Source organism: Streptomyces sp. NPDC053493 (assembly GCF_044544825.1).
GTDB lineage: Bacteria > Actinomycetota > Actinomycetes > Streptomycetales > Streptomycetaceae > Streptomyces.
The window spans coordinates 124,229-148,805 of sequence record NZ_JBITXS010000011.1 but is presented as its reverse complement, the minus strand read 5'-3'; the positions used below and the strand labels follow the sequence as shown (position 1 = coordinate 148,805).

Annotated in this window: 27 protein-coding genes, 1 pseudogene and 1 riboswitch; of the genes and pseudogenes, 10 read left to right on the top strand and 18 right to left on the bottom strand. The window is 73.4% G+C overall.

Annotated features, from left to right (window positions below; translation table 11 throughout):
* Positions 1 to 10 precede the first annotated feature (10 nt).
* Positions 11 to 802, top strand: a pseudogene (locus ACIGO8_RS27720) (EamA family transporter); the annotation flags it as partial.
* A 195-nt stretch (positions 803 to 997) separates the two neighbouring features.
* Here the strand turns inward: ACIGO8_RS27720 and ACIGO8_RS27715 are convergent.
* Positions 998 to 1,834: an alpha/beta fold hydrolase gene (locus ACIGO8_RS27715; RefSeq protein WP_399736189.1), complete on the bottom strand. Its 837-nt coding sequence runs from the start codon at positions 1,832 to 1,834 to the stop codon at positions 998 to 1,000.
* Between the two features lie 126 nt (positions 1,835 to 1,960).
* Here ACIGO8_RS27715 and sigJ point away from each other — a divergent pair, with 126 nt between their 5' ends.
* Together sigJ and ACIGO8_RS27705 are read left to right on the top strand one after the other, a co-directional pair.
* A complete protein-coding gene (gene sigJ, locus ACIGO8_RS27710; protein ID WP_399736186.1) occupies positions 1,961 to 2,857 on the top strand; it encodes an RNA polymerase sigma factor SigJ in 897 nt (298 codons plus the stop codon).
* 260 nt (positions 2,858 to 3,117) lie between these two features.
* Positions 3,118 to 3,858 carry a GntR family transcriptional regulator gene (locus ACIGO8_RS27705; RefSeq protein ID WP_399736183.1) on the top strand — a complete coding sequence of 247 codons (741 nt, stop codon included), beginning with the start codon at positions 3,118 to 3,120 and terminating at the stop codon, positions 3,856 to 3,858.
* A gap of 165 nt (positions 3,859 to 4,023) precedes the next feature.
* On the opposite strand, the gene ACIGO8_RS27700 is transcribed toward ACIGO8_RS27705, so the two are convergent.
* Positions 4,024 to 5,181, bottom strand: coding sequence for an ROK family transcriptional regulator (locus ACIGO8_RS27700; RefSeq protein WP_399736180.1), 1,158 nt, complete (start codon positions 5,179 to 5,181; stop codon positions 4,024 to 4,026).
* A 175-nt stretch (positions 5,182 to 5,356) separates the two neighbouring features.
* On the opposite strand from ACIGO8_RS27700, the gene ACIGO8_RS27695 reads away from it, so the two are divergent.
* The gene (locus tag ACIGO8_RS27695) at positions 5,357 to 5,794 is read left to right on the top strand and encodes a hypothetical protein (RefSeq protein WP_399736177.1); all 438 of its coding nucleotides are present in this window, start codon (positions 5,357 to 5,359) and stop codon (positions 5,792 to 5,794) included.
* Positions 5,795 to 5,808: 14 nt separating this feature from the next.
* Here ACIGO8_RS27695 and mug read toward each other — a convergent pair whose 3' ends face one another.
* From mug to bioB, 11 genes are all read right to left on the bottom strand, one after another.
* On the bottom strand, positions 5,809 to 6,381 hold the full coding sequence (mug, locus tag ACIGO8_RS27690; protein WP_399736419.1) for a G/U mismatch-specific DNA glycosylase: 573 nt from the start codon (positions 6,379 to 6,381) through the stop codon (positions 5,809 to 5,811).
* Positions 6,378 to 7,820 carry an adenylosuccinate lyase gene (gene purB / locus ACIGO8_RS27685; RefSeq protein WP_399736173.1) on the bottom strand — a complete coding sequence of 481 codons (1,443 nt, stop codon included), beginning with the start codon at positions 7,818 to 7,820 and terminating at the stop codon, positions 6,378 to 6,380. The genes mug and purB overlap by 4 nt, the downstream gene beginning before the upstream one ends.
* Positions 7,821 to 8,062: 242 nt before the next feature.
* On the bottom strand, positions 8,063 to 8,845 hold the full coding sequence (locus ACIGO8_RS27680) for an SGNH/GDSL hydrolase family protein (protein ID WP_399736170.1): 783 nt from the start codon (positions 8,843 to 8,845) through the stop codon (positions 8,063 to 8,065).
* An 85-nt stretch (positions 8,846 to 8,930) separates the two neighbouring features.
* Positions 8,931 to 9,947 carry a hemolysin family protein gene (locus tag ACIGO8_RS27675; protein ID WP_399736167.1) on the bottom strand — a complete coding sequence of 339 codons (1,017 nt, stop codon included), beginning with the start codon at positions 9,945 to 9,947 and terminating at the stop codon, positions 8,931 to 8,933.
* Positions 9,944 to 11,284 carry a hemolysin family protein gene (locus ACIGO8_RS27670; protein WP_399736164.1) on the bottom strand — a complete coding sequence of 447 codons (1,341 nt, stop codon included), beginning with the start codon at positions 11,282 to 11,284 and terminating at the stop codon, positions 9,944 to 9,946. Before ACIGO8_RS27670 ends, ACIGO8_RS27675 begins: the two co-directional genes overlap by 4 nt.
* 277 nt (positions 11,285 to 11,561) lie before the next feature.
* Entirely contained in the window at positions 11,562 to 11,990 is a 429-nt protein-coding gene (locus ACIGO8_RS27665; protein ID WP_399736161.1) for a GNAT family N-acetyltransferase, read from the bottom strand.
* A gap of 43 nt (positions 11,991 to 12,033) precedes the next feature.
* Positions 12,034 to 12,921 carry a TIGR03621 family F420-dependent LLM class oxidoreductase gene (locus ACIGO8_RS27660; RefSeq protein WP_399736158.1) on the bottom strand — a complete coding sequence of 296 codons (888 nt, stop codon included), beginning with the start codon at positions 12,919 to 12,921 and terminating at the stop codon, positions 12,034 to 12,036.
* Positions 12,922 to 12,961: 40 nt separating this feature from the next.
* Positions 12,962 to 13,306, bottom strand: coding sequence for a VOC family protein (locus ACIGO8_RS27655; protein WP_399736156.1), 345 nt, complete (start codon positions 13,304 to 13,306; stop codon positions 12,962 to 12,964).
* Positions 13,307 to 13,324: 18 nt separating this feature from the next.
* Positions 13,325 to 14,041, bottom strand: a complete 717-nt coding sequence (bioD, locus tag ACIGO8_RS27650; RefSeq protein WP_399736153.1) for a dethiobiotin synthase — start codon at positions 14,039 to 14,041, stop codon at positions 13,325 to 13,327.
* A gap of 761 nt (positions 14,042 to 14,802) precedes the next feature.
* Positions 14,803 to 16,083, bottom strand: a complete 1,281-nt coding sequence (locus ACIGO8_RS27645; protein ID WP_399736150.1) for an adenosylmethionine--8-amino-7-oxononanoate transaminase — start codon at positions 16,081 to 16,083, stop codon at positions 14,803 to 14,805.
* Positions 16,076 to 17,356, bottom strand: a complete 1,281-nt coding sequence (gene bioB, locus ACIGO8_RS27640; RefSeq protein ID WP_399736147.1) for a biotin synthase BioB — start codon at positions 17,354 to 17,356, stop codon at positions 16,076 to 16,078. Before bioB ends, ACIGO8_RS27645 begins: the two co-directional genes overlap by 8 nt.
* A 142-nt stretch (positions 17,357 to 17,498) precedes the next feature.
* Between bioB and ACIGO8_RS27635 the strand changes: the two genes are divergently transcribed.
* From ACIGO8_RS27635 to ACIGO8_RS27625, 3 genes are all read left to right on the top strand, one after another.
* A complete protein-coding gene (locus ACIGO8_RS27635; RefSeq protein WP_399736144.1) occupies positions 17,499 to 18,737 on the top strand; it encodes an 8-amino-7-oxononanoate synthase in 1,239 nt (412 codons plus the stop codon).
* Between the two features lie 101 nt (positions 18,738 to 18,838).
* A complete protein-coding gene (locus ACIGO8_RS27630; RefSeq protein ID WP_399736141.1) occupies positions 18,839 to 19,453 on the top strand; it encodes a hypothetical protein in 615 nt (204 codons plus the stop codon).
* A gap of 147 nt (positions 19,454 to 19,600) precedes the next feature.
* Complete coding sequence (locus tag ACIGO8_RS27625; RefSeq protein WP_399736138.1) at positions 19,601 to 20,401, top strand: DUF817 domain-containing protein; 801 nt, start codon at positions 19,601 to 19,603, stop codon at positions 20,399 to 20,401.
* Here the strand turns inward: ACIGO8_RS27625 and ACIGO8_RS27620 are convergent.
* Positions 20,389 to 20,631, bottom strand: coding sequence for a hypothetical protein (locus ACIGO8_RS27620; RefSeq protein ID WP_399736135.1), 243 nt, complete (start codon positions 20,629 to 20,631; stop codon positions 20,389 to 20,391). The two genes, ACIGO8_RS27625 and ACIGO8_RS27620, sit on opposite strands and share 13 nt — an antisense overlap.
* Before the next feature lie 40 nt (positions 20,632 to 20,671).
* Positions 20,672 to 21,079 (bottom strand): VOC family protein, encoded by a 408-nt coding sequence (locus tag ACIGO8_RS27615; protein ID WP_399736132.1) that lies wholly within the window; start codon positions 21,077 to 21,079, stop codon positions 20,672 to 20,674.
* A gap of 193 nt (positions 21,080 to 21,272) precedes the next feature.
* On the opposite strand from ACIGO8_RS27615, the gene ACIGO8_RS27610 reads away from it, so the two are divergent.
* On the top strand, positions 21,273 to 21,707 hold the full coding sequence (locus ACIGO8_RS27610; protein ID WP_399736129.1) for an ATP-binding protein: 435 nt from the start codon (positions 21,273 to 21,275) through the stop codon (positions 21,705 to 21,707).
* Positions 21,708 to 21,819: 112 nt separating this feature from the next.
* Here the strand turns inward: ACIGO8_RS27610 and ACIGO8_RS27605 are convergent, their stop codons facing one another.
* The 3 genes from ACIGO8_RS27605 to ACIGO8_RS27595 form a co-directional block, all read right to left on the bottom strand.
* On the bottom strand, positions 21,820 to 22,296 hold the full coding sequence (locus ACIGO8_RS27605; protein WP_399736127.1) for a C40 family peptidase: 477 nt from the start codon (positions 22,294 to 22,296) through the stop codon (positions 21,820 to 21,822).
* A 3-nt stretch (positions 22,297 to 22,299) separates the two neighbouring features.
* Positions 22,300 to 22,484: riboswitch (cyclic di-AMP (ydaO/yuaA leader) on the bottom strand.
* Positions 22,485 to 22,812: 328 nt separating this feature from the next.
* Positions 22,813 to 23,118, bottom strand: coding sequence for a hypothetical protein (locus ACIGO8_RS27600; protein ID WP_399736124.1), 306 nt, complete (start codon positions 23,116 to 23,118; stop codon positions 22,813 to 22,815).
* Positions 23,119 to 23,125: 7 nt separating this feature from the next.
* Positions 23,126 to 23,755, bottom strand: a complete 630-nt coding sequence (locus ACIGO8_RS27595; RefSeq protein WP_399736122.1) for an ATP-dependent Clp protease proteolytic subunit — start codon at positions 23,753 to 23,755, stop codon at positions 23,126 to 23,128.
* A gap of 55 nt (positions 23,756 to 23,810) precedes the next feature.
* Here ACIGO8_RS27595 and ACIGO8_RS27590 point away from each other — a divergent pair, with 55 nt between their 5' ends.
* Together ACIGO8_RS27590 and ACIGO8_RS27585 are read left to right on the top strand one after the other, a co-directional pair.
* Positions 23,811 to 24,095 (top strand): type II toxin-antitoxin system Phd/YefM family antitoxin, encoded by a 285-nt coding sequence (locus tag ACIGO8_RS27590; RefSeq protein ID WP_399736119.1) that lies wholly within the window; start codon positions 23,811 to 23,813, stop codon positions 24,093 to 24,095.
* A gap of 166 nt (positions 24,096 to 24,261) precedes the next feature.
* Positions 24,262 to 24,564, top strand: a complete 303-nt coding sequence (locus ACIGO8_RS27585; protein WP_399736116.1) for an urease subunit gamma — start codon at positions 24,262 to 24,264, stop codon at positions 24,562 to 24,564.
* Positions 24,565 to 24,577: the final 13 nt, after the last annotated feature.

Here is a 24,577-nt window from a genome sequence, read left to right as displayed (position 1 = left end):
CGTCGGTGGCATGAACGCGAACTCCCTGCGCGGCGCACTCCTCGTGACCGTCGCCTACGCCCTCGTCGGCGCCTCCTTCACCGCCAACAGCCTGCTCGGCGACTACCCGTACGCGGGCGGCCAGGCCCTGCGTTACGGCGCCGCCTGCCTGCTCCTGCTGCCCCTGCTCGGCCGCCGTGGCGCGCTCGGGCCGCTGCGCGCCCTGACCGTCCGTCACTGGCTGCGGATCGCCCTGCTGGCGGCCGTCGGCATGGTCGGCTTCAACCTCGCGATCCTCGCGGCCGAACGCAGCGCCGAGCCCGCCGTACCCGGCGTCCTCGTCGGCTGCGCCCCGGTCGTGGTGGCGGTCCTGGTGCCGCTGACCGAGGGCCGCAGGCCCAGCCGGCCGGTGCTGTACGGGGCGGGGCTCGTCGTCGCGGGTGCCTTCACCGTGCAGGGCTGGGGCCGTACCGACGCGGCCGGTCTCGGCTGGTCGGTGGCGGCGCTCGCGGGCGAGGTCGGGTTCACCGTGCTCGCGGTGCCGGTGCTGCGCACGCTCGGCCCCAAGCTGCTGACCGCGGTGGTGTGCGCGGTCGCCGCCGTCGAGTCGGCGGCGCTGGGCCTCCTGGCGCACGGGACCGCCGTCCTGCGGATGCCGACGGCGGTGGAGGCGGGCGCCCTGGTGTGGCAGGCCGCGCTCGCGACCGTCGTCGGTTTCGTCCTCTTCTACATGGGCGTCCAGCGCATCGGCATGGAACGGGCCACGCTCTTCACCGGCGCCATCCCGGTGGCCGCCGCGCTGACCGCGGCCGCGGTCGCGCACGGCGCCTTCGGCCTGCCGCAGGCCGTCGGCAGCCTCCTGGTGGGCGGCGGCGCCGCCCTGGGCACGGGCCTGTTCGGGCGTGACGGCGGCAGGGCGGCCTCGGCCGGCGCCGCCGCGGGCTCAGGAAGCATCAGCACGGGAAACGCCGCCTCAGGAAACGCCGGATCAGACAACGCGGTTCCGCGCGGCGCGGGTTCAGGCGGCGGCGCTGCCGTCCAGGATCACCCGGGCAACCAGCGCCGGGTCGTCGTTCATGGGAACGTGACCGCAGCCGGGCAGCCGGACCAGACGGGCGCCGGGGATGGCGTGCTTGGCACGGACGCCCTGGCGGCGCAGCAGCAGCCGGTCCCGGCTGCCCCAGGCGATGGTCACGGGCACGGCCGGGACGTCGTTCGTGAAGAGCACCGACCGGCCGGCCGCGAGGGTCTGGTGGAAGCCGGTGGCGGCGCGCAGGGACATGGTCTCGGCGACCGCCGACTCGGGTGAGAGGCGGCCGGGGCGGGCGTAGATGGTGCTGGTGAGGACGGTGCGGCCGGCCGCGCTGCGGGAGAGCCGCTCGATCACCGGGACGGGCAGCGCGAGCGCGGCGCCCCGCATCGCGCGCAACGTCGTGAACGCGTAGCGCCGCTCGCTCTCCGTCCAGAAGCCGGCGGGCGACAGCGCCGTGACCGAGCGCACCTGCTTCGCGCGCCCGAGCTCCAGGGCGAGCAGACCGCCGAGCGAGTTTCCGGCCACGTGCGGCCGCTCGACGCCGAGTTCGACGCAGAACGCGTTCAGCACCGGCACCACCGTGCTCAGGTCGTACGCGAGGGGCGCGGGCAGCGACGGGGAGGCGCCGAATCCCGGCAGGTCCACGGCGATGACGTCCCGCTCGGTGGCGAGGACGTCCAACACGGGCTCCCAGGCCTGCCACAGGTGGCCGATCCCGTGGAGCAGCAGCAGCGGTTCGCCCCGGCCCCGCCGCTCGTACGCGACGGTGACCGTGCGCGGCCCGTCGGTGGACTCCACGGCGAACGAGATCTGTGCGGGCATGGCTGCTCCCTGTCGAACGGACACTTCCGAGACACCCTGTCAGCAAGAATTACCGGCGGGTAGGGTCGAGTTCAAGACCTCAGGACACAACTGGACACGGAGGAACGCGTGGGCTGGGATGGGGGAGTGCCGACCGAGACGCTGACCGACCCCACCGACCTGTTCGAAGAGCACCGGGCCCTGCTCACCGGCGTCGCCTACCGCATGCTCGGACGCGCCGCCGACGCCGAGGACGTCGTGCAGGAGGCGTGGCTGCGCTGGTCCGCCGCCGACCGCGGCGACGTCCGCGAGCCCCGCGCCTACCTCGTACGGATCACCACCCGGCTCGCCGTCGACCGGCTCCGCCAGGTCCGGTCCCGGCGCGAGTCCTACGTCGGCCCCTGGCTGCCCGAGCCGATCGTCACCGACTTCGGGCCCTCCGTGCCCGACACCGCCGAACGCGCGCTGCTCGCCGACTCCGTCTCGCTGGCCCTCCTCGTCGTCCTGGAGTCCCTCTCGCCGCTGGAGCGCGCCGTGTTCGTGCTCCGCGAGGCCTTCGGCTTCCCCTTCGCCGAGATCGCCGCCACCCTCGACCGCAGCGAGGCCGCCGTCCGCCAGCTGGCCGGCCGGGCCCGCAAGCACGTCGACGAAGGCCGCCCGCGCTACGACGTCGATCCCGCCCAACGCCGCGACCTCACCGAGCGGTTCCTCGCCGCGGCCGCCGAAGGCGACCTCGAAGGGCTGCTCGCCATGCTCGCGCCCGACGTCCGGCTCGTCGGCGACAGCGGCGGCAAGTCCAAGGCGCCGCTGCGGGTCATGGAGACCGCCGACAAGATCGGCCGCTTCCTGGTGGCCGTCGCCGAAGGCGCCCGGGAGGTCTTCGGCTACCGCATCGAGGAGATCAACGGCGGCCCGGCGCTGATCGCCCTCGTCGACGGAAAGGTCGACTCCGTCTTCCAGATCGACGTCCGCGACGGCCGGATCGCGTGCGTGTACATCGTGCGCAACCCCGACAAGCTCCAGGGCCTCGCCCGCGCCCTCTGAGGCGAATCCCTCCCGAGCCCCCGCCCTCGCCCCCGCCTCCCTCATGGGAGGCGGGGCGTTTTTGCTGCGCCGGCCTCACGCCGACGCGAACGTCCTGTGAACGATCCAGGCCAGAGGGTCACATTCAGGGACCTCGGACGGAGGATTGGTCTTGACCAAGGGTGGGCCGCGCCTTATGGTCGCAGAGTTAGTGCAGGAACCTTTAATAAACAAGGGCGCGGAAAACGCCGCGGGACACGGCGAATGTGCGGAGGATCAGGGTGGGGACCACGCAGCTGGAGACAGTTCCGGAGCCGAAGTACTGGCACCTGAAGACCGTGATCGGCGAAGCCCTCGACTCGGACTTCGCGGTCGGGGAGATCCTGCCCAACGAGCGCGAACTCGCCGCCCGCTTCGGCGTCGCACGCGCCACCCTCCGGCAGGCCCTGGAGCAGCTGGAGCTCGAAGGCCGGCTGCAGCGCCGCCGCGGCGTCGGCACCACCGTCGCCCCGCCGCGCGTCGGCGTCGACGTCTCCACCACCCAGCACGCCTGGCCCGACGCCGGCGAGGACAGCTGGCAGTCCGTGGACTCCACCCTCGCCACCGCACCCGCCGCCGTCGCCCGCCTCCTCGAGACCGAGCCCGGCGAGACCGTCCACGTCGTGCGCCGGCTCCGCGTCACCGAAGGCCAGCCCGTCGCCGCCGAACTGCTCTACGTGCCGTCCGGCTCCGTGCCCGGCCTGCCCGAGGCCGGCGCCGCCGACGGACCCGTCCGCGCCCGCGCCGTGCTCGCCGAACTGCGGCGGCTCGCCCTCGAAGGCCAGGACCGCTCCGTCGAACTCGGCTCCGCCCGCGCCGACGACGCCAAGGAACTCGACCGCCTGCCCGGCGCCCCGGTCCTCGTCGTCACCACCCGCTACCTCGCCGAGGGCGGCACCGCCGCCGTCTCCGTCGCGACGTACCGCGCCGACACCTGCAAACTCACCTTCGGCGACTCCGGCGACCTGGCCATGGCCTCCTGACACCACGCCACACCCGACACCCGACACGCGGCACGAGACGCGAGCCGAGAGCCGCGAGCTACGAGAAGCGACTGACGAGACCGGCCCCGGGCGCTCCCCCGGGGCCGGTCCCGTACGTCCTCGCCGCATCCGCGCCGTACGCATCCGCGCCGTACCGACACCGCGTCAGCGGCGCGCGGTCACCGTGCCGTCCACCGCGAACAGCTGCTCCTCCACGTGGTCGAGCGCCAGCCGCAGCGCGCCCGTGCCCACCGCCGCCTCGCCCAGCATCGACAGGACCACCCGCGGCGGCCGCAGACAGAACCGGGCCAGCTCCTCGCGCAGCGGCTGCAGCACCCCGTCCAGGCCGGCCGCCCAGCCGCCGATCACCACCAGCTCCGGATCCAGCGCGAGCACCAGCGCCGCCACGTCGTGCACCAGCCGCTGGATGAAACGCTCCACCGCGGCCTCGGCCCCCGCGTGCCCCTGCCGGGCCAGCGCGAACACCTCCGCGACCGCCTGCTCGTCCAGCGGGTGCAACGGCTCGTCGGTCGTGGACAGCAGATGCTCCGGCGTGACGCCCCGGCCGAGCAGGTGCAGCGCCCCGATCTCGCCGGCCGCCCCGCCGTAACCGCGGTGCAGCCGGCCGCCGATCAGCGAACCGGCGCCCGGGCTCAGACCGGCGAGGACGAAGACGACGTCGTCGGAATCGGTGGCGGCGCCCTTCCAGTGCTCCGCGACCGCCGCCGCGTTGGCGTCGTTCTCCACGATCACGGGGCAGCGGAAGGAGCGGCGCAGCCGCTCGCCGAGCGCGAGGCCCGTCCAGCCCGGCAGCGCCGTGCCGAGGCGCACCGTCCCGTCCGCCTCCACGATCCCGGGCGTGCCGACGCCGACCGCCCGCAGGTTCGACCGGGGCACGCCGGTCCTGCGCAGCACGTCGGCCACCACGGTCCGCACCCGGTCGAGCCGCTCGTCCTCCGGTGCCGTCTCCGCGACCTCGCGCGAACCGGCGCCGATGATCCGCCCGTCCAGGCCGGAGATCAGCGCGGCGACCCGGTGCGGTCCGATCTCGATGCCCAGCAGGTGTCCGGCCTCCGCGCGGAAGCGGAACCTCCTGGCCGGGCGGCCCTGCCGCCTCGCCTCGCCCTCCTCGGGCGCCGCCTCGACGACCAGACCGCCCTCGATCAGGCCCTCGGTCACGCCCTCGACCGTCGGCCGGGAAAGGCCCGTGACGCGGGTCAGATCCGTGAGGGTGAGCGCGTCGGAACTCCGCAGCGCATGGAGTACCACCGCGGAGTTGATCCGCCGCAGCAGCGACGGGTCCCCGCCGGTCAGCCGCCCCACCGTGTGTCCTCCCAGCTCGTGCGCGTCTTTGGCCGGATGTTACTCAATGGACGGTGGCCCGGCGAGCGCCACCCGGCCCGGGCACGCGGCCCGGGCGTACGGCCGGGCACGGGGCCGAGCCCGGCCACGGTCTGACGGGCCGCCAACTGTCAGTGCCGCGCGCTTTACTGGATCCATGGACAGGGCACAGCACCTCGCGACGATCGACGAGCTGATGGACCAGGCCTTCCCGGAGCGTCCGGAGCGTTCCGGGCACCGCGACAGCGGCCCTGGCTATCACGTCGTCGAGCTCGCCACGAGCGAGGACTTCTGGGAGGACGACGGCACCCGTTCCTTAGCCGTCGAGGAGCAGTACGAAGCGGAACGCGACGGACTGAGCGTGCTGCTCGACGCGCGCTGGGGCCCGCCGCAGGTCTTCAGCCTCTGGTCGGTCTTCGACCGTGGCATGTCCGGCGAGGACATACCCGAGCCCTGGGGCGTCCTCAGCAACCACACACCCGACCTCCACCTGTGGCGGGCCGGCGACCGCTGGATCGGCCTGGGCGTGTCCCAGTGGGACAAGGAGCTGCCCTTCCAGCTCCTCGCGATCGTCACCACCGTCGACCCGCCCTGATCCGAGAGAGCGGCCTAGGCGGTGCGCCGGTCCGGGACGCCCGCCGCCTCGCGCAGCCGGGCGAACTCCTCCGCCATCGTCCCCGCCGTCCAGTGCGCGTTCAGACCGCTCGGGCTGGGCAGGGCCCAGATGCGAGTCGTCCCGATCGTCCGCTCCTGCGGGCCGATCTGCGCGTGCTTCTCACCGAAGGCCGTGCGGTACGCGGTGACGCCGGCTATCGCCAGCCAGCGCGGTGCGAGCCGCTCCACCTTCTCGGCGAGGATCCGGCCGCCCTCCCGGTACTCCTCGGCGGTCAGCTCGTCGGCGCGCGCGGTCGCCCGCGCGACCACGTTGGTGATGCCGAGACCGTACGACAGGAGCTCGTCCTGCTCCGCCGGCGCGAGCCGGCGCGGCGTGAAGCCGGAGAGATGCAGCACCGGCCAGAACCGGTTGCCCGGGCGGGCGAAGTGGAAGCCGGTCGCCGCCGTCATCAGGCCCGGATTGATCCCGCAGAAGAGGACCGAAAGGCCGCTCGCGACCACATCGGGAACGAGGCGGTCGCGAGCGGCCTGGAGCTCCTGCGCGGAGAACCGGGTGGTGCCGGTCAGAGGATCGACCCGGGGGTGTAGCCGGCGGCCTCCGGGTGCTGCTTGGCGATCTCCTCGATACGGGAGACGAGCACGCCGACCTGGTCGGCGGCCGCACCGGTGAAGGACAGCTTGTCGGCCATCAGCGCGTCCAGCTGCGCCCGGTCCAGCGGGATGCGGGCGTCGGCGGCCAGCTTGTCCAGGAGCTCGTTGCGCTCGGCGCCCTGCTCGCGCATCGCGAGGGCGGAGGCCACCGCGTTCTCCTTGATGGCCTCGTGGGCGACCTCGCGGCCGACACCGGCGCGGACCGCGCCCATGAGGACCTTGGTGGTGGCCAGGAACGGCAGGTAGCGGTCGAGCTCGCGGGCGACGACGGCCGGGAAGGCGCCGAACTCGTCGAGCACGGTGAGGAAGGTCTCCAGGAGACCGTCGAACGCGAAGAACGCGTCCGGCAGCGCGACCCGGCGGACCACCGAGCAGGACACGTCGCCCTCGTTCCACTGGTCGCCGGCCAGCTCGCCGGTCATCGACGCATAGCCGCGCAGGATGACCATCAGGCCGTTGACGCGCTCGCAGGAGCGGGTGTTCATCTTGTGCGGCATCGCGGAGGAGCCGACCTGGCCGGGCTTGAAGCCCTCGGTGACCAGCTCGTGGCCCGCCATCAGGCGGATCGTCTTGGCGATCGAGGAGGGGGCGGCGGCCAGCTGGACGAGGGTGGTGACCACGTCGTAGTCGAGCGAGCGCGGGTAGACCTGGCCGACCGAGGTGAAGGCGTGGGCGAAGCCGAGGTGCCCGGCGATCCGCTGCTCCAGCTCCGCCAGCTTCGAGGCGTCGCCGCCGAGCAGGTCGAGCATGTCCTGCGCGGTGCCGACCGGGCCCTTGATGCCGCGCAGCGGGTAGCGGCCGAGGAGGTCCTCTAGGCGCGCGTACGCCACGAGCAGCTCGTCGGCGGCGGTCGCGAACCGCTTGCCGAGCGTGGTGGCCTGGGCGGCGACGTTGTGGGAGCGGCCGGCCATGACCAGCTCCGCGTACTCGGCGGACAGCTTGCCCAGGCGGGCGAGGACGGCGACCGTACGGTCCCGCATCAGCTCCAGGGAGAGCCGGATCTGGAGCTGCTCGACGTTCTCGGTGAGGTCGCGCGAGGTCATGCCCTTGTGGACGTGCTCGTGGCCGGCGAGGGCGTTGAACTCCTCGATGCGGGCCTTGACGTCGTGCCGGGTGACCTTCTCGCGCTCGGCGATCGAGCCGAGGTCGACCTGGTCGAGCACGCGCTCGTAATCGGCGAGCGCCGCGTCCGGAACCTCGATCCCGAGGTCCTTCTGGGCACGCAGCACGGCGAGCCACAGCTGGCGCTCCAGCTTCACCTTCTGCTCGGGGGACCAGAGGACGGCGAGCTCCGCGGAGGCGTAGCGGCCGGCCAGGACGTTGGGGATGCGGGGCTTGGCAGTCACAGCAGTCACGTGTCCAGATTCTACTGGCGCTTTCTGCAGGCCAGCGCCACGGTCCCGGCTGGAGCTTGCTACGAGACGGCCGTCACGTCCGACGTGCCGGGCGGAGGCCCGGCGGCCGGTCGCGGCGCCCGGCCTCCGCCCGGCGGTGCGCCGCCACGCCCGACGTGCCGCGGGCCCGGCGGCCGGTCGCGCGTTACCGCCTCCGCACCGGCGGTGGTGCGCCAGCGGGCCGGACTCCGCCCGCCGTCCGGTCAGCCGGTCTCCGGCAGCTCGTACGGGAGGAGTTCGGCGCGCTTGGGCGGGCGGCCGTCGCCGGAGGAGCGGCCGGTGAGCCGGCGGGCGATCCAGGGCGCCAGGTGTTCGCGGGCGAAGCGGGCGTCCGCGACGCGGCGGGAGGCCCAGCGCGGGCGCGGGCCCGGCGCGAGCGGAGCCCGCCAGTCGTCCTCGGCCTCCAGGCCCAGGGTCTGCCACACCGCCTCGGCCACCCGGCGGTGCCCTTCGGCGGTGAGGTGGAGCCGGTCCACGTCCCACATCCGCGGGTCGGCGAGCGCCGGGGCGCCGTACAGGTCGACCACCAGCGCGCCGTGCCGGTCGGCGAGCTCGTCCACGTACGCGAAGAGCTCCTCCATGCGGGGCCGGAAACGCTCCAGGACGGGCCCGTTGCGGCCGGGGCTGCGCATCAGGACCAGCTGCCCGCAGGCCGGCGCCAGCCGCTCGACGGCCTCGCCGAGCAGGGCCTTCACCCGGCCCATGTCGCACGTGGGCCGCAGGGTGTCGTTGAGCCCGCCGACCAGCGTCACGACATCGGCCTTCATCGCCGCGGCCGCGTCCACCTGCTCCTCGACGATCTGGCCGATCAGCTTGCCCCGCACGGCCAGGTTCGCGTAGCGGAAACCGGGCGCACGCGCGGCGAGCCGACCCGCCAGCACATCGGCCCAGCCCCGATACGAGCCGTCCGGCAGCAGATCCGACATGCCTTCGGTGAAGCTGTCGCCCACGGCGACGAAACTGGTGTACGCGGCATTGATCTCCATGACCCCGCGATCATACCGCGCGGTATGCCCCGCCCCCGGCCGGCGCCCGACCCGGCCGTCCGGTCGGGCGCCGCCGGGGCTCCGGTCAGGGCGCCGGGCGGCCCACCAGTTCGCGGAGGACGTCTTCCATCGTGACCAGGCCGGCCGGCTTGCCGTCCTCGTCGACGACCGCCGCCAGGTGGGCCCGGCTGCGGCGCATCGCCGTCAGGACGTCGTCCATCGGCGTCGCCGCCCGCACGCGGGCGATCGGACGCATCGCCGACACCGGGAAGGGCAGGTCGCGCGGAGTGACGTCCAGGGCGTCCTTCACGTGGAGGTAGCCCAGGATCCGTTTGCCGGAGTCGACCACCGGGAAGCGGGAGAACCCGGACCGGGCCGCCAGCGCCTCCAGTTCCTCCGGCGTCGTGCCCACCTGCGCGTACACGACCTTGCCCACCGGCATCACGACGTCCCGCACCGGGCGCCGGCCCAGCTCCAGGGCGTCGTGCAGGCGCTCGGCCGCCCGGTCGTCGAGGAGTCCCGCGTCTCCGGCGTCGGTGACCATACGGGCCAGCTCGTCGTCCGAGAACGTCGCCGCGACCTCGCCCTTCGCCTCCACCCGCAGCAGCTTCAGGATCCCGTTGGCGAAGGCGTTGATCGCGAAGATCACCGGCTTCAGGGCGCGGGCGAGCGCCACCAGCGGCGGGCCGAGCAGCAGCGCCGTGCGCGTCGGCTCGGCCAGGGCGATGTTCTTCGGCACCATCTCGCCGAGCAGCATGTGCAGATACGTCGCGACCGTCAGCGCGATCACGAACGAGATCGGGTGCACCAGGCCGTGCGGCACGCCGACGGCGTCGAACACCGGCTCCAGCAGATGGGCGATGGCCGGCTCGGCCACGATGCCGAGCACCAGGGTGCACAGCGTGATGCCGAGCTGGGCGGCCGCGAGCATCGCCGAGACGTGCTCCAGGCCCCACACGACGCTGCGCGCCCGCCGGTCGCCGGACTCCGCCAGCGGCTCGATCTGGCTGCGGCGCACCGAGATCAGCGCGAACTCCGCGCCGACGAAGAAGGCGTTGACGACCAGCGTCAGCAGGCCGATCAGCAACTGGACCGCGGTCATCGGCCGGCCTCCCCGTCCGTCGCGTCGGAGTCGGCCGGCGGGGCGTGCATCAGCACCCGCGCCGCCCGCCGTCCGGAGTCGTCCACCACGTCGAGCCGCCAGCCGGCCAGCTCCACGCTGTCGCCGGCGAGCGGGATCCGGCCGAGCTCGGTCGCGATCACGCCCGCCAGGGTCTCGTACGGACCCTCCGGCACCCGCAGACCGACCGTACGCAGCTGGTCGGTGCGGGCCGCGCCGTCCGCGGACCACAGTTCGCGGCCGTCGGCGTCCTCGCCCGCCGGGGCCAGGTCCGGCGTCTCGTGCGGGTCGTGCTCGTCGCGCACCTCGCCGACGACCTCCTCCACGATGTCCTCCAGCGTCGCGACACCCGCCGTGCCGCCGTACTCGTCGATGACGACGGCCATCGTCTGGCGGCCGGAGAGCCGGTCGAGCAGCCGGTCCACGGTCAGGCTCTCGGGCACCAGCAGCGGCTCGCGCAGCATGTCGCCGATCCGGCGGCGGGGCCGCTCCTCGGCCGGTATCGCGAGCACGTCCTTGATGTGCGCGATGCCGACGACCGAGTCGAGGTTGCCGCGGTAGACGGGGAAGCGGCTGAGGCCGGTCGCGCGGGTCGCGTTGGCGACGTCCTCGGCGGTGGCCTGCACCTCGAGGGCGGTCACCTGGACGCGCGGCGTCATGACGTTCTCGGCGGTCAGCTCGGCCAGGTTGAGCGTCCGTACGAACAGCTCGGCGGTGTCCGGCTCCAGCGCGCCCTCCTTGGCGGAGTGGCGGGCGAGCGCGACCAGCTCCTGCGGGGAGCGGGCGGAGGCCAGCTCCTCGGTGGGCTCCATGCCGAGCCGGTGCAGGACCCGGTTGGCGGTGTTGTTGAGGTGGCTGATCAGCGGCTTGAACGCGGCGGTGAAGATTCGCTGCGGCGTTCCCACCACCTTGGCGACCGCCAGCGGCGAGGAGATGGCCCAGTTCTTGGGGACCAGCTCGCCGACGACCATCAGGACGACGGTCGACAGGGCGGTGCCGAGGACCAGGGCCACCGAGGAGGCGACCGCCGGAGACAGGCCCAGGGCCTCGACCGGACCCGCGAGCAGCTTGGCGATCGAGGGCTCGGAGAGCATGCCGACGACCAGGTTGGTGACGGTGATGCCGAGCTGGGCGCCGGAGAGCTGGAAGGTGAGCGACTTGACGGCCTTCAGGGCGCCGGCCGCGCCGCGCTCGCCCCGCTCGACGGCGGCCTCGAGCTCGCCGCGCTCGACGGTGGTGAGCGAGAACTCGGCCGCGACGAACGCGCCGCACGCGACGGAGAGCAGCAGGGCCACCAGGAGCAGCAGCACCTCGGTCATCGGTTCACCTCCGTCCCTCGGTGAGTCCCATGATCACTCAGGGCAGGGAGGACCGCGCGGTGTCGGTGGGCGGGACGGGGGGAACGGGGTGTACTGGGAGGCTCGCCCATGGGCGGACGCTCACACCTTTCGGTAGCTGATCGATTCTGCAGACCATGGTAAAGGATCGGCAAAGCGGCTCGTCGGCCCGGGATCGTCGGCCCGGGCTCGTCGGTTCCGAGGCTTGGGCTCGGCGGGTCGGCGGGTCAGCGGCTCGGGGGCTCGGGGGCTCGGCGGGTCAGCCGGCGAGCGGCTTCACCCAGCGCGTCCACTGCTCCTCCGGTCCGTACTCCGCCGCCCGCCACGCCGCCCGCCCCAGCTCGTTGCGGTCCAGGACCATCGCGTCCGCGCGCCGCCCGCCGAGCCGTACGAAACGCTCCTCGGCCGCGGCGAGCAGCGCGCCACCGATCCCGCGCCGACGGTGCTCCGGGTGGACGGCCAGCCGGTACAGATGGCAGCGCCAGCCGTCGAAGCCGGCGATCACCGTTCCGACCAGCTCGCCCGTCGCGCGCTCCGCGAGCAGCAGCGCCTCCGGGTCGCGCGCGACGAGACGGGCCACGCCGGCCGGGTCGTCACTGATACTGGTCCCCTCGGCCGCCGCCTTCCAGAAGGCGAGCACGGCATCGATGTCGGCCGCCGCCGCGGCCCGTATCCGAAGATCATCCATGCGGGCATCCCACCACCGCGCGACCCGGCCCGTCGACCACGTTTCACTCCTCAGACGCGGCGCCGTCCGGGCGGCCCGCCCTCGCGCGCAGCTCCGCGATCACCGGCCCGAACGCCTCCATCGCGCCGTCGAGCACCGTGATGTACGAGAAGCCGCAGCGCTCGCGCAGGGCGACCAGCCGGTCCGCGATCTCCCGCACCGTGCCCACCGCGAGCACGGGCAGCTCCAGCACCTGTTCCTCGGTCAGATACGGCACCAGCGGGAGGAACTCCGCCAGCGCCGCGGACCGGTCGTCCGTCAGGATCACCCGCTGGAGCAGCAGATTGCGCTCCGCGGGCGCACGGCGGTCGGCCTCGCGCTCGAAACCCGCGTACGCCTCGACCCGCGCGGCCAGCTCGTCGGCCGTGAGCAGCACCGGCGCGCCGCCGTCGAACCGGCCGCCCGAGAACGCCGTGACGTCGGCGTGCCGCGCGGCGAGCCGCAGCACCCGGTTGCCGTTGCCGCCCACGAGCAGCGGGACGCCGTTCTCCTTCAGCGTCCCGGCCAACTCCTCGACCGTACGCGTCAGATGGGAGACCCGTTCGCGTGGCGGCAGGAACGGGATGCCCGCCTGCTCGTGCTCGGCCCGCACATAACCCGTGCCGAGGCCGAGCTCGAGCCTGCCGTCGGTCAGGGCCGCCGTGGTCGCCACCTCGCGGGCCAGCAACACCGGATTCCAGAAACCCGCGTTGAGCACGAAGGTGCCCACCCGCGGCCGCGTGGTCGCCTCCGCCGCGGCCACCAGCGACGGGAACGGCGCGGGCATGCCGAGATGGTCCGCGACCAGGATCAGGTCGAAGCCCAGCTCCTCGGCACGGCGGCAGCGGGCCCGCCACTCGCCACCGGTGCCGGGGCTGAGCATGTTGACGGCGAATCGGAACGGTAACGCCACGGGAAATCCCCTCCTCGTCGACCTGACCCGGCAGGCCCGGTCAGCCGGACACGAAGCAGAACTCGTTGCCCTCCGGGTCGAGCATCACCTGGAACGAACCCTGCGCGTCCGTCACCGGGCCGCCCGACCTGCGCGCGCCCCACGCCAGCGACTCCTCGGCCGCCGCCGTCACATCGCCCGCCTCCACGTCCAGATGCACACGGTTCTTCACCGTCTTGCCCTCCGGCACCCGCTGGAAGGCGAGCCGCACGAAACCCGGCGGGTCGACGTACGACCAGTCAGGGCTCCGGTCCACCGGCTCCCCGCCGAGGAGCACCGCCCAGAACCGCACCAGGGCGGCCGGGTCGGCGCAGTCGAACACGATCTCCTGAACACGAGCACGCATGCGTCCAGCGTACGGAGTTCAGGCACCCGCCGTCGCGGTGAACGCCGCCGCGTCCCAGACGCCGCCGAGCACCGGCGCCAGCCACGTGGGCGCCGCCGCCCGGAACTCCTCGGGCGCCAGCGCGCCCGTGCCCTCCGGAATGACGCCGAGCAGCGGTGCGCCCGCCGACTCCGGAAGGTCCGTCAGATTGCACCGCGCGGCCAGGTCCGGCTCGGCCGGCCAGCTGCCGACCACCACGCCGAGCTGCTCGATGCCGCGGGCTCGCAGGGCCTCCGCCGTCAGGGCGGTCGAGTTCAGCGTCCCGAGGCCGGCGGGGGTGACGACGAGCACCGGCGCGTCGAGCAGCCGGGCGGCGTCCGCGAGCGTGCCGCCCTCCTCGTCGAACCGTACGAGCAGGCCGCCGGCGCCCTCCACGAGGACCAGGTCGTGGGTGGCCGCCAGCTTGCGCGCCGCCTCCGCGACCTCGGCCGGGCCCACCGGCGCGAGGCCGGCCCGCCGGGCCGCGGTCGCCGGCGCCAACGGCTCGGGGAACCGGGCCAGTTCTGTCCCGGTCGCCGCGCCCGACAGCCGCAGGACCTCGTCCGCGTCGCCCGCCTCCTCGGGCCCGACGCCCGTCTGCGCGGGCTTGAGCACGGCGACGGTCCGCCCGGCGGCGGTGGCGACGGCGGCGAGGGCGGCGGTGGTGACGGTCTTGCCGATCTCGGTGCCGGTGCCGCTGATGACGATGACGGTCATGGTGCTGCTTCCTTCCACTACGTGAACATCCTGCTGCCCGCGCCGACGCGGGCGGTGCCTTCTTCGCCCCTCCCCGAGCCCGGGGCCCGGTGCGGGCGGTCATCCCGCCGGGGGCGCCCACCTTTCGGGCCGGCGCCCGCGCCCCGTGCGGACTGCCCTCTTCGCCCCCTCCCTCCGGGCGGCGCCCACCTTTCGGGGCCGGCGCCCCCGGCCCACCCTCCGGGCGGTGCCCACCCTTCGGGCCGGCACTTCCGGTCCACCTCCGTGTGGGCTGCGCCCGCTGACACGGCGCCCTCGTCGCCCCGTGCGGGTGGCGCCTGCTTGCGCGGCGCCCCCGGTCCACCTCCGTGTGGGCATTCGTCCCGCTGGGGCGGGACGGGTGGGCACACGGGACGGCGCCCTTGCGGGCGCGTTCCGCACCTGCGCCTGAGCCCGCACCAACAGCACGGCGCGCTCCGGGTGCGGGTCAGGGCGCGGGAGCCTAGGCCCGGCAGGGGGCGCCGTCCGTTGTGCCCACCCGTTCCGCCCCAGCGGAACGAATGCCCACAACGGGGGTAGCGGGGCCGGGCACCGTCCCGGCGGGCGCAGGCCCGCAACGGGGGCGCAGGCCCAGCGGGCCGGGGCCCGTATCCGCCGGCGCGGTCCCCAGCTGACACTGCCCCGGCGGACGGCCGCCCACAACGGAGGGGCCGCCGGCCTGGCGGGGGCGCCTCGGGCCGGGCGAGGCCCGGGTGGGCACCGTCCGCCACGCGCGCGGGGCGTCAGCCCGCTGAGGCGGCTTCTTGGAGGGCGCCGCAGATGCGGGACACGTCCTCGTCGCCCGTCACGAACGGCGGCATCGTGTAGATGAGGTCGCGGAACGGCCGCAGCCACACCCCGTTGCGCACCGCCGCCCGCGTCGCCGCCCGTACGTCCACCGGGTGGTCGAGCTGGACGACGCCGATCGCCCCGAGGACGCGGACGTCGTGGACGCCCGGAATCCCGGCGACCGGCGCCAGCCCCTCCCGCAGGCCCGTCTCGATGCGCTTGATCTCGACCTGCCAGTCCTGCCCGAGGAGCAGGTCGATCGAGGCGAGCGCGACCGCGGAGGCCAGCGGGTTGCCCATGAAGGTCGGCCCGTGGGCGAGGACGGGCACCTCGCCGCGCGAGATGCCGTCTGCCACCTTGCTCGTGCACAGCGTCGCCGCCATGGAGACGTAGCCGCCGGTGAGCGCCTTGCCGACGCACATCACGTCCGGCGAGACCCCGGCGTGGTCGGCGGCGAACAGCGCGCCCGTCCGCCCGAACCCCGTCGCGATCTCGTCGAAGACCAGCAGCACGTCGTGCGCGTCGCACGCCTCCCGCAGCACCCGCAGATACTCGGGGCTGTGGAAGCGCATGCCGCCCGCGCCCTGCACCACCGGCTCGACGACGACCGCGGCCAGCTCGTCCGCGTGTCGCCCGATCGCCTCGCGCAGCAGCTCCGCGTACGACTCCTCGTACTCCGTCGGCGGCGCGTCCACGAAGACCTGCCGCTGGAGCACGCCCGACCACAGTTCGTGCATGCCGCCCCGCGGGTCGCAGACGGACATCGGCTGCCAGGTGTCGCCGTGGTAGCCGCCCCGCCAGGTCAGCAGCCGCTGCTTGCCGGGCCGGCCGACGGACCGCCAGTACTGGAGGCACATCTTCGCGGCGACCTCGACCGAGACCGAGCCGGAGTCGCTGAGGAAGACGTGCCGCAGCGGCTCGGGCGTGATCTCCACGAGCCGGGCGGCGAGCCGGACGGCCGGCTCGTGGGTGAGCCCGCCGAACATGACGTGGCTCATCCGGTCGAGCTGGCCGCGTACCGCCTCGTTGAGCACAGGGTGGTTGTAGCCGTGGACGGCCGACCACCACGAGGACATGCCGTCGATCAACTCGCTTTGTCCGTCGACGGGTTCGGCGAGCCGGAGCCGTACGCCGGACGCGGACGCGACGACCAGCGGTTCCTCGCGGCCGGGCATCGGGCCGTAGGGATGCCAGACGTGCGCCCGGTCCAGGGCGAGGAGTTCGTCGTTACGCATTGGGGGCGAGGTCCGTGCCGGCGCCGCGGCGGCGTACGGCCACCAGGTCCGTCCTGGCCTCGGACGCGGCCGGCACCGAGGCCGGCTCGGGCGCCGTCGCCGTCGCCGTCGCGGCAGCCGGCTCGGGCACCGCGCCGCACGGACCGCATCCGCCGCCCGCCTCCGCGTGGGAGCCGCATCCGCCGCCCGCCTCCGCGTGCGAGCCGCAGCCGGCCGCCGCCGAGGAGCCGCATCCGCCGCCCGCCGCGGCGGCCGCGGCCGCCGCGTCCGCGCGGTGGGCCGGCAGCGTGGTCGTGCCCGCGCCCTCCACCTCGAAGCCCGCGTCGGCGATCATCTCCAGGTCGGCCTGACCGGCCTGGCCCTCACTGGTGAGGTAGTCGCCGAGGAAGATCGAGTTGGCGATGTGCAGCGCCAGCGGCTGCATCGTGCGCAGGTGCACCTCGCGGCCGCCCGCGATCCGGACCTCCACGTCCGGGCAGACGAACCGCACCATGGCGAGGATCCGCAGGCAGCGCTGCGGCGTGAGGTTCCACTCCTTCGCCAGCGGCGTGCCCTCGAACGGGATGAGGAAGTTGACCGGCACCGAGTCCGAGTCGAGCTCGCGCAGCGCGAACACCACGTCGACCAGGTCCTCGTCGGTCTCGCCCATGCCCGCGATCAGGCCCGAGCAGGCGGACAGGCCGGCCGCGTGGGCCTTCTCCACCGTGTCCACGCGGTCCGCGTAGGTGTGGGTGGTGGTGATCTCGCCGTACGTGCCCTCGGAGGTGTTGAGGTTGTGGTTGTACGCGTCGGCGCCGGCCTCCTTCAGCCGTTCCGCCTGGCCGTCGGAGAGCAGACCGAGGCAGGCGCAGACCTCCACGCCCTCGTTCTGCTCCTTGATGGCCTCGATGGTCTTGCCCACCCGCTCGACGTCCCGGTCCGTCGGACCGCGGCCGCTCGCGACCAGGCAGACGCGCTTGGCGCCGCCCGCCACGCCGGCGGCCGCCGCGGCCGAGGCCTCGTCGGGCTTGAGCCAGGTGTACTTGAGGATGCCGGCGGTCGAGCCGAGCCGCTGCGAACAGTAGGAGCAGTCCTCGGGGCACAGACCGGACTTCAGATTGACGAGATAGTTGAGCTTCACCCGTCGCCCGAACCAGTGGCGGCGCACCTTGCCGGCCGCGGTCACCACATCGAGCAGGTCGTCGTCGGAGGTCGCCAGCACGGCGAGCGCTTCTTCACGGGTCGGCGACTCGCGCCGCAGCCCCTTCTCCACCAGCGTGTTCAGCAGGTCCATAACCGCTGATCCTTGCCTACGGCACACCCTGCGGCCAAGGAGGAACTGAACAAACGACCCCGTTTGAGGTGTGTGTATGGCCACACTCTGACCTCGGCCGCGGCCGGTTAGGGTCTGTGCGCTGCCTACAAAAGGATCCGTCATGCCGCCGTACGCCGAGGACCCGCTGGACGCAGGCGAGGGCACGGGCCCGCTCCCGGCCGCGCCCGCGCAGGGCACGGGCCCGCTCCGGGCCGCCTTCGACTGGACCGAGGACGCCGCGCGGCAGCGCGCGCGGGCGGGCCTGGTGCGGACGCTGCGGCCCCGCGCGGCCGAGTCGGACCTCCTGGACCTGGCGGGCAACGACTACCTCGGCCTCACCCGGCGCCCCGCCATCACCGAGGCGGCGGCCGAGGCGGCCCGCCGCTGGGGCGCGGGCTCCACCGGCTCGCGGCTGGTGACCGGCTCCACCCGGCTGCACGCGCGCCTGGAGCGCGAACTCGCCGAGTTCTGCGGCTTCGAGGCCGCGCTCGTGTTCTCCTCCGGCTACACCGCGAACCTGGCGGCCCTCACCGCGCTGTCCGCCCGCGACGGACTGATCGTCTCCGACGCCGCCAACCACGCCTCGATCGTCGACGGCTGCCGGCTCGCGCGGGCCGAGACGGCGGTGGTGCCGCACGCCGATCCGGACGCGGTCGCCAAGACCCTCGCCGCGCATCCGGGCCGCCGGGCCCTGGTGGTCAGCGATTCCGTCTTCTCCGTGGACGGCGACCGGGCACCGCTCACCGCCCTCGCGGCGGCCTGCCGGGCCCACGGCGCGGGCCTGGTCGTCGACGACGCCCACGGCTTCGGCGTCCTCGGCGACGGCGGGCGCGGCGCCCTGCACGCGGCGGGCCTCGCGGGCGACCCGGACGTCGTGGCGACCCTGACGCTCTCCAAGTCGCTGGGCAGTCAGGGCGGCGCGGTGCTCGGCCCGGCCCGGGTGATCGAGCACCTGGTCAACGCGGCCCGTACGTTCATCTTCGACACCGGACTCGCCCCGGCCGCCGCGGGCGGCGCACTCGCGAGCCTGCGCCTGATCGCCGCCGAGCCGGCCCTCGCGGCCCGCGCCCGTACCGTGGCCGCCACCCTCCACGCCCGGCTGACGGACGCCGGGTTCACCGCCGCCCGTCCCGACGCGGCCGTGGTGTCGGTGCACGCGCCCGGCCCGGCCGAGGCGCTGCGCTGGGCCGCGGACTGCCGCGAACTCGGCCTCGGCGTCGGCTGCTTCCGGCCGCCGTCGGTCCCGGACGGCATCTCGCGCCTCCGGCTCACCGCCCGCGCGGACCTGACGGACGCGGAGATCGAGCGGGCGGTGACGACCATCGTCCGGACGGCGCCGCCCGGCGCCACCGCGGGCTGACGGTCCGGCCGGCGCGCCCGCGGCTCGTGCGGTCCGGGCGCCCGGCCCGCGCGCGCCGCACCTCCGGCCCGACTGTCAGTGGCGGCCGCTACGTTGATCGCATGAGTTCTTCCCTGAGCGTGTACCTGCTCGACCCCAAGGCCACCCGCGCCCTCGCCGGTTCGGGCGACGAACAACTCCTCGAGGTCATCCGCGACCGGTTCGGCGACGACCTGGCCCGGGACGACGACTGGTTCTCCTCGCAGATCAAGGACGGCGCGCCCACCGCGTACGAGGCCCTGCGCGCCGTGGTGCACGGCGGCCCCTTCGACGCGAGCGAGCAGCACGCCTTCCAGTACGGCTACGCCTACAAGCGGTTGTGCGCGCTGACCGGCGGCTTCCTGGACAACTCCAGCTTCAGCCCGTTCCGCGGCGACTGGCTGGAGGTCGTCGACGAGGGCCTCACGGCGCTGCGGATCACCGCCGTGTCGGTGGCCGAGTTCGGCTACTCCGGCGGTATGCCCGCGGGCATACCGAGGGCGTACGACCTGCCGTACTGCGGCGAGTGGACGCACGAGCAGTGCCTGGCGGCGCTCGAGCAGTTCGAGCAGACGAAGCGGGACGGGCACGCCCCGCCGCTCGAGCCCGAGGTCGTCGACGCGGTCATGGACGTCATCGGCTGGCTCCGCCACGCCGAGGCACGCCCCGGCTTCGGCGTGATCGGCTTCGTCTCGTAGCAGCCTCAGCACTTTCATGGCAGCCGTCGCACTCGTCGCGGCCTGCGCATGCGTCGTGCTCGTGGTGCCCGGCGCGCCGCCCTGCGGTGGTGCGCCGAGCGAGCCGCCGCAACCGTGCACGGGTGCGGGCTCGTCCTCCAGCTCACCATGTTCGAATCCAGCGCACCCTTCACCACCCTCCTGACCTCCTCCTGCCGTCGGCTGCTCGACTTCGCCTGGACGCAGACCCGAGCCTGCGCCTTCGCGATCGCGCTGCTCTCGGGAGTGGCGGCGTCCACCCTGCTGCCCGGGCTTCCGGTGGCCCGCTACGACCTGCTCGTCGCCTACGGCGTGCTGCTCACCCTGGTCTTCTGGCTGCGCGGCTGGGAGAGCGGGCGGGACATCGCCGTCATCGCCGTCTGCCACGTCATCGGTCTGGCCTTCGAGCTGGTGAAGGTGTCCCTCGGCTCATGGAGCTATCCGGAGCCGGCCGTGCTGAAGTTCGCCGGCGTCCCGCTCTACGGCGGCTTCCTCTACGCGGCCGTCGGCAGTTACGTCTGCCGGGCCTGGCACCTCTTCGACCTGGAGGTGGTCCGCTACCGGCCCCGGACGACCGCGGTGGTGGCCGCGGCCATCTACGTCAACTTCTTCACCCACCACTGGCTGCCGGACGCGCGCTGGCCGCTGGCGGCCTTGCTGGTGGCCGTCACCGCGGGCACCTCGGTGCGGTTCACGGTGCGCGGGGCCCGCCTGCGGATGCCGCTGGCACTGTCGTTCGTCCTGATCGGCTTCTTCCTGTGGGTGGCGGAGAACCTCGCCACCTACGTGGGCGCCTGGCGCTATCCGTACCAGCTGCACGGCTGGCAGCCGGTGGGCGTGGAGAAGTTCGGCGCCTGGTCGCTGCTGATCAGCATCACCTTCGTCATGGCGGCGGCCGCCCGCCGGGCGGGCCACCGTCAGCCGTCGTGACCTTCCGCGTCCTCCCCGCCCTCCCCGGCTCCCGCGGCCTCGTTCCCGGCCTCGTGCGGGCGGCGCTGCTCCTCGCGGCCCAGGCCGGGTGACTGGCTCTTGGCGTCCATGCCGTGGGCGTCGCGGGCGCGGTCGCCGCGGCGCTTGCGGGCGGGCTCCTCGGCCTCGGCCGGGGTGGTGCGCGGCGGCCGGTCCGGGGGCAGGGTGCGCCGGCGTTCGTGCTGGCTCATGATCGTCCTCCACGTGTCGTACGGCGGTTGCCCGGTCGTCTCAGCGCGAAACGCCGGGCGAGGCGGCGATCACGAAGGGATGCCCGGCCGGGTCGGTGCAGCGCCGCACGTCGGAGCGCCGGTCGAGCCGGGTGCCGTTGAGTTCGGCCGCGACCGGCCGGGCGCCGAGCGAGATCGCCTCCCGTTCGGCCTCGTCGAGGGCCTCGGGAGCGACCAGGATCCGCAGGTGGGCCTGCTGGGAGTCCTCCGGCCGGGGCCAGCTGGGCGGTGCCTGGCCGTGGTCGCGGTGGATGGCGAGGGCGATGCCGGTGGGGGAGGGCACCAGGAGGAGGTCGGGGTCGCCCGGGGCGGGTTCGACGGTCCCGCCGAGCAGGGCGGCGTAGAAGCGGGCGAGGGGCTCGGGATCGCTGCTGTCGAGAACGAGAATTCCGGTCTTGGGAACGGTCATAGGACCCGTGTGCCCGCTCAAGGGCCGTGCAGGCGCGCCGAGTCGGTATCCGCTCGCCCGTCGCAGGGTTCACCGCTTCGGACGACAGATATCCGTATATCTGGTGGATCGCCGCCCGGCGCGGCACGATCGGTGACACTCTGACGCGAAGCGCAATCCGGGCGGGGCCCGGTGGGAAAGGGACAGCGTCGCCATGGCAGACCAGCAGGAAGCAACCGTCACGCTGCCGAGCGATCCCGCTTCGGTCTCCGTCGCCCGCCGGTACGTCGCCGACACGCTCGGCTCCTGGGGTCTTGACGAGCTGACCGACACCGCGGACGCGGTCCGGCTGATCGTGTCCGAGCTGGCGACCAACGCCGTGCAGCACACCTTCGGCCAGTCGCCGACCTTCACGGTCGAGCTGCGTCTGGAGCGCGACGAGCAGCTGCACATCGGTGTCACCGACAGCCATCCGCGCTGGCCGCAGCGGCTGCCGGCGGCCGTGCAGCAGGACAACGGGCGCGGCATGGTGATCATCCGGTATCTGGCCGCCGAGGCGGGCGGCAGGCTGTCGGTGCAGCCCACGGCGGACGGCGGCAAGACGGTCTGGATCAGCCTGCCCTGGGCGCCGGCGCTGACGCCCTCCTGAGGCTCTCGGAAGGCCGGGCGGGCGGGAGGAGGGGGCCGGTGGCGCCGCCGGGCGCCTCCTCCCGCGCCGTGCCGTCCCCGGGCCGTCGTCCGGCCGGGGACGGGCGGCCGCGTCAGCGCACGCGGCCGTACAGGACCTTCGAGGTCCAGATCCGGTCGAGCTTCACCCAGGAACCGGTCTTGGGGGAGTGCCAGATCTTGTTGTTACCCGCGTAGATCCCGACGTGGTAGACCCTTCCGCCGGAATGGAAGAAGACCAGGTCCCCCTTCTGCCGGCCGGAGGCCGGGACGTGCCGGGTCTTGTTGTACTGCTGCTGGGCCGTACGGGGCAGCGACTTGCCCACCTTCTTGTACGAGTAGACGGTGAGGCCCGAGCAGTCGAACCTGCTGGGGCCGCTGGCTCCGTACTTGTAGGGCGCGCCCTTCTTCGACGCGGCGACGCTCAGCGCCCGGTCGGCGTAGGAGGGCGCGGCCTGGGCCTCCGGCGCCGCTCCTGGCGCGAGCAGGGTGCCGCCGACGGCGGCGAGGGTCAGGGCCGAGACGGCTCCGGCCCGGGACAGCAGGGACGGGACATGCATCTGCGCAGTCATGCGCAACCCTTCGTCAGCCGCCTGTGAAGGATGACCTGTCGGGTTCGGGCAGGCGAAGAATGCCCGGCCGCGGCTGCGGCTTCACCCCGAGGAACGGGCCCACGAGGGGCCGTCCCGTGTTGCTCGGGTCCTCCACTCCTGCCGATCCACTCCTGTCGACCAGACGTCCGGAACGGCGGCAGGACTCGGCGTCCGCCCGGGCCGCCCCGCCTCGGGTGGCGGGGGCTTGTCGTCGTGAGGGATCTTGACCCACACCACCGCCCGAAACCGAGCTGAAACGGCGATATGTGAGGCTCCTCACGACTGATCCGAACGAGTGGACAGTCAGGTTTGGCGATCTTCCGAGGTTTGGGCTACGAGCCCTTCACCTGCGCAGAAGCGTTCGATTCCGCCAGATGTGTACACCGGTGGTGCAACTTCCCTGAGATCCATGTCGATACGTCGACTACGCCGAACGGTGGAGCCGTTCTGCGTCCGCCGTGCCCCGAGTGGACCTCGACACGACACGCCGCCGTGTCAACTCACGTGTTCCCCCGGCACGGTGACCCGTCCCGAGCGCCGCTCCCCGTCCAACACCCGCAGCGCACGGGCCAATGTGTCCGCGTGCACCTCGCTCTCGCCGCGCACATGCATGAGCGTCAGGGCGTCCCGCAGGGCACTCGCGCGCCCCACCAGGGCCTGAGCCGCCCTCAGAGCCCCATAGGTATGCGACGTCCTGGATGGATTGATCCTGCCGAGCAGGTCGACGACTTCGAGGTAGGCGTCGACCAGCTCGCCCTCGGCGCGCGTCAGGGCCGGCAGCGGCGGCAACTCCGGGACCACGGCCGGCTCACCCCTCCGCGAGGCCGGAGCCGGCGCGGCGGCTGCGCACCACCTGGTCCACCAGGCCGTACTCCCGTGCGCTCGCCGCGTCGAGCACGGTGGTCCGGTCGATGTCGGCGTCGACCCGCTCGCGGCCCTGCCCCGTGTGCGCGGCGAGCAGCCCGGCGACCAGCTCGCGCTGCCGCAGCAATTCCCGCGCGTGCAGGTCGAGATCGCTGGGCTGGCCCCGCAACGGCTCGTCGAGCGCGGGCTGCTGAAGGACGATCCGCGCGCCGGGCAGCGCCAGCCGCCGACCCGGAGAGCCCGCCGCGAGCAGGACCGCGGCCGGCCCGACGGCCTGGCCGAGGCAGATGGTCTCCACCTCGCAGGAGACGGTGCGCATCGTGTCGTAGACCGAGGTCATGGCGCTGACGGAGCCGCCGGGCGAGTTGATGTAGAGGCTGATCACCCGCTCCGGCGCGGCGTGATCGAGGTGCAGGAACTGGGCGATGACGTCGTTGGCCGAGGTGTCATCGACGGGCGCGCCCAGCATGACGATCCGCTCCTCGAGCAGCTTGGAGTACGGGTCGAGGGTGCGGGTCCCGGAGCTGGTGCGCTCGGTGAACTCCGGAAGGACGTATCGCATGGCGCTGCGCATGGCGCTCCTCCATCTGTAAAAAATGTACAGGACGTACAGCCCGTAAGATGGGAGCATGGCCTATGAGATTCCGGTGACGCAAGCGCGGGCAGAGCTCGCGGATCTGATCAACCGCGTCGTCTACGGCAATGAACGCGTGGTCGTCACCCGCCACGGAAAGCCGCTCGTCGCCCTGGTCTCCGCCGCTGACCTGGAGAAACTCGAGGCCGCGCAGGGGCCGGCGGAGGAGCGGGTGATCAGCTCGCTGAGCGCCGTGCGCGACGCCTCGTCCGCTGCGGGTGAACAGCGCCGCTTCGGCATCGCCGCCCATCACCGCCCGCCGGGCACGTCCACGGACTGATGCCATGCGCATGCAAAGGCCGAGTTAACGAGCCGGAAAAACTTTCGCCCTAACGTGCAATGTCTGGCGCGGCGACCCATCAGGCCAGGTCAACAGAGTGTTGAAGGCCTATAGGGTCCGCTGCTGTCCGGGGGAACCGCCCGGCGGACGAACGTGAGGTGGAAGCGTGCAACTCAGCCCCCACGAGCAGGAACGCCTGCTCATCCATGTCGCGGCCGACGTGGCCGAGAAGCGCAGGGCGCGCGGAGTGAAGCTCAACCACCCCGAGTCCGTCGCCCTCATCACCGCCCATGTCCTCGAAGGCGCCCGGGACGGCCGGACCGTCTCCGAACTCATGGCCTCCGGGCGCAAGGTGCTCACCCGCGACGACGTCATGGACGGCATCCCCGAGATGATCCACGACGTGCAGGTCGAGGCCACCTTCCCCGACGGGACCAAGCTCGTCACCGTCCACGACCCCATCATCTGAGGGCGGGCCGGTA

What these genes read in the sequence shown, in the direction of transcription:
- ACIGO8_RS27715 (WP_399736189.1), bottom strand. Translation starts at nt 1,834, where the DNA reads ATGCCCGCACAGATCTCGTTCGCCGTGGAGTCCACCGACGGGCCGCGC.
- ACIGO8_RS27605 (WP_399736127.1), bottom strand. Translation starts at nt 22,296, where the DNA reads ATGACTGCGCAGATGCATGTCCCGTCCCTGCTGTCCCGGGCCGGAGCC.
- ACIGO8_RS27630 (WP_399736141.1), top strand. Translation starts at nt 18,839, where the DNA reads ATGAGTTCTTCCCTGAGCGTGTACCTGCTCGACCCCAAGGCCACCCGC.
- ACIGO8_RS27670 (WP_399736164.1), bottom strand. Translation starts at nt 11,284, where the DNA reads ATGACCGAGGTGCTGCTGCTCCTGGTGGCCCTGCTGCTCTCCGTCGCG.
- ACIGO8_RS27665 (WP_399736161.1), bottom strand. Translation starts at nt 11,990, where the DNA reads ATGGATGATCTTCGGATACGGGCCGCGGCGGCGGCCGACATCGATGCC.
- ACIGO8_RS27625 (WP_399736138.1), top strand. Translation starts at nt 19,601, where the DNA reads ATGTTCGAATCCAGCGCACCCTTCACCACCCTCCTGACCTCCTCCTGC.
- ACIGO8_RS27645 (WP_399736150.1), bottom strand. Translation starts at nt 16,083, where the DNA reads ATGCGTAACGACGAACTCCTCGCCCTGGACCGGGCGCACGTCTGGCAT.
- ACIGO8_RS27680 (WP_399736170.1), bottom strand. Translation starts at nt 8,845, where the DNA reads ATGGAGATCAATGCCGCGTACACCAGTTTCGTCGCCGTGGGCGACAGC.
- ACIGO8_RS27615 (WP_399736132.1), bottom strand. Translation starts at nt 21,079, where the DNA reads ATGACCGTTCCCAAGACCGGAATTCTCGTTCTCGACAGCAGCGATCCC.
- ACIGO8_RS27695 (WP_399736177.1), top strand. Translation starts at nt 5,357, where the DNA reads ATGGACAGGGCACAGCACCTCGCGACGATCGACGAGCTGATGGACCAG.
- ACIGO8_RS27655 (WP_399736156.1), bottom strand. Translation starts at nt 13,306, where the DNA reads ATGCGTGCTCGTGTTCAGGAGATCGTGTTCGACTGCGCCGACCCGGCC.
- ACIGO8_RS27610 (WP_399736129.1), top strand. Translation starts at nt 21,273, where the DNA reads ATGGCAGACCAGCAGGAAGCAACCGTCACGCTGCCGAGCGATCCCGCT.
- ACIGO8_RS27635 (WP_399736144.1), top strand. Translation starts at nt 17,499, where the DNA reads ATGCCGCCGTACGCCGAGGACCCGCTGGACGCAGGCGAGGGCACGGGC.
- bioB (WP_399736147.1), bottom strand. Translation starts at nt 17,356, where the DNA reads ATGGACCTGCTGAACACGCTGGTGGAGAAGGGGCTGCGGCGCGAGTCG.
- ACIGO8_RS27590 (WP_399736119.1), top strand. Translation starts at nt 23,811, where the DNA reads ATGGCCTATGAGATTCCGGTGACGCAAGCGCGGGCAGAGCTCGCGGAT.
- ACIGO8_RS27595 (WP_399736122.1), bottom strand. Translation starts at nt 23,755, where the DNA reads ATGCGCAGCGCCATGCGATACGTCCTTCCGGAGTTCACCGAGCGCACC.
- bioD (WP_399736153.1), bottom strand. Translation starts at nt 14,041, where the DNA reads ATGACCGTCATCGTCATCAGCGGCACCGGCACCGAGATCGGCAAGACC.
- ACIGO8_RS27675 (WP_399736167.1), bottom strand. Translation starts at nt 9,947, where the DNA reads ATGACCGCGGTCCAGTTGCTGATCGGCCTGCTGACGCTGGTCGTCAAC.
- ACIGO8_RS27620 (WP_399736135.1), bottom strand. Translation starts at nt 20,631, where the DNA reads ATGAGCCAGCACGAACGCCGGCGCACCCTGCCCCCGGACCGGCCGCCG.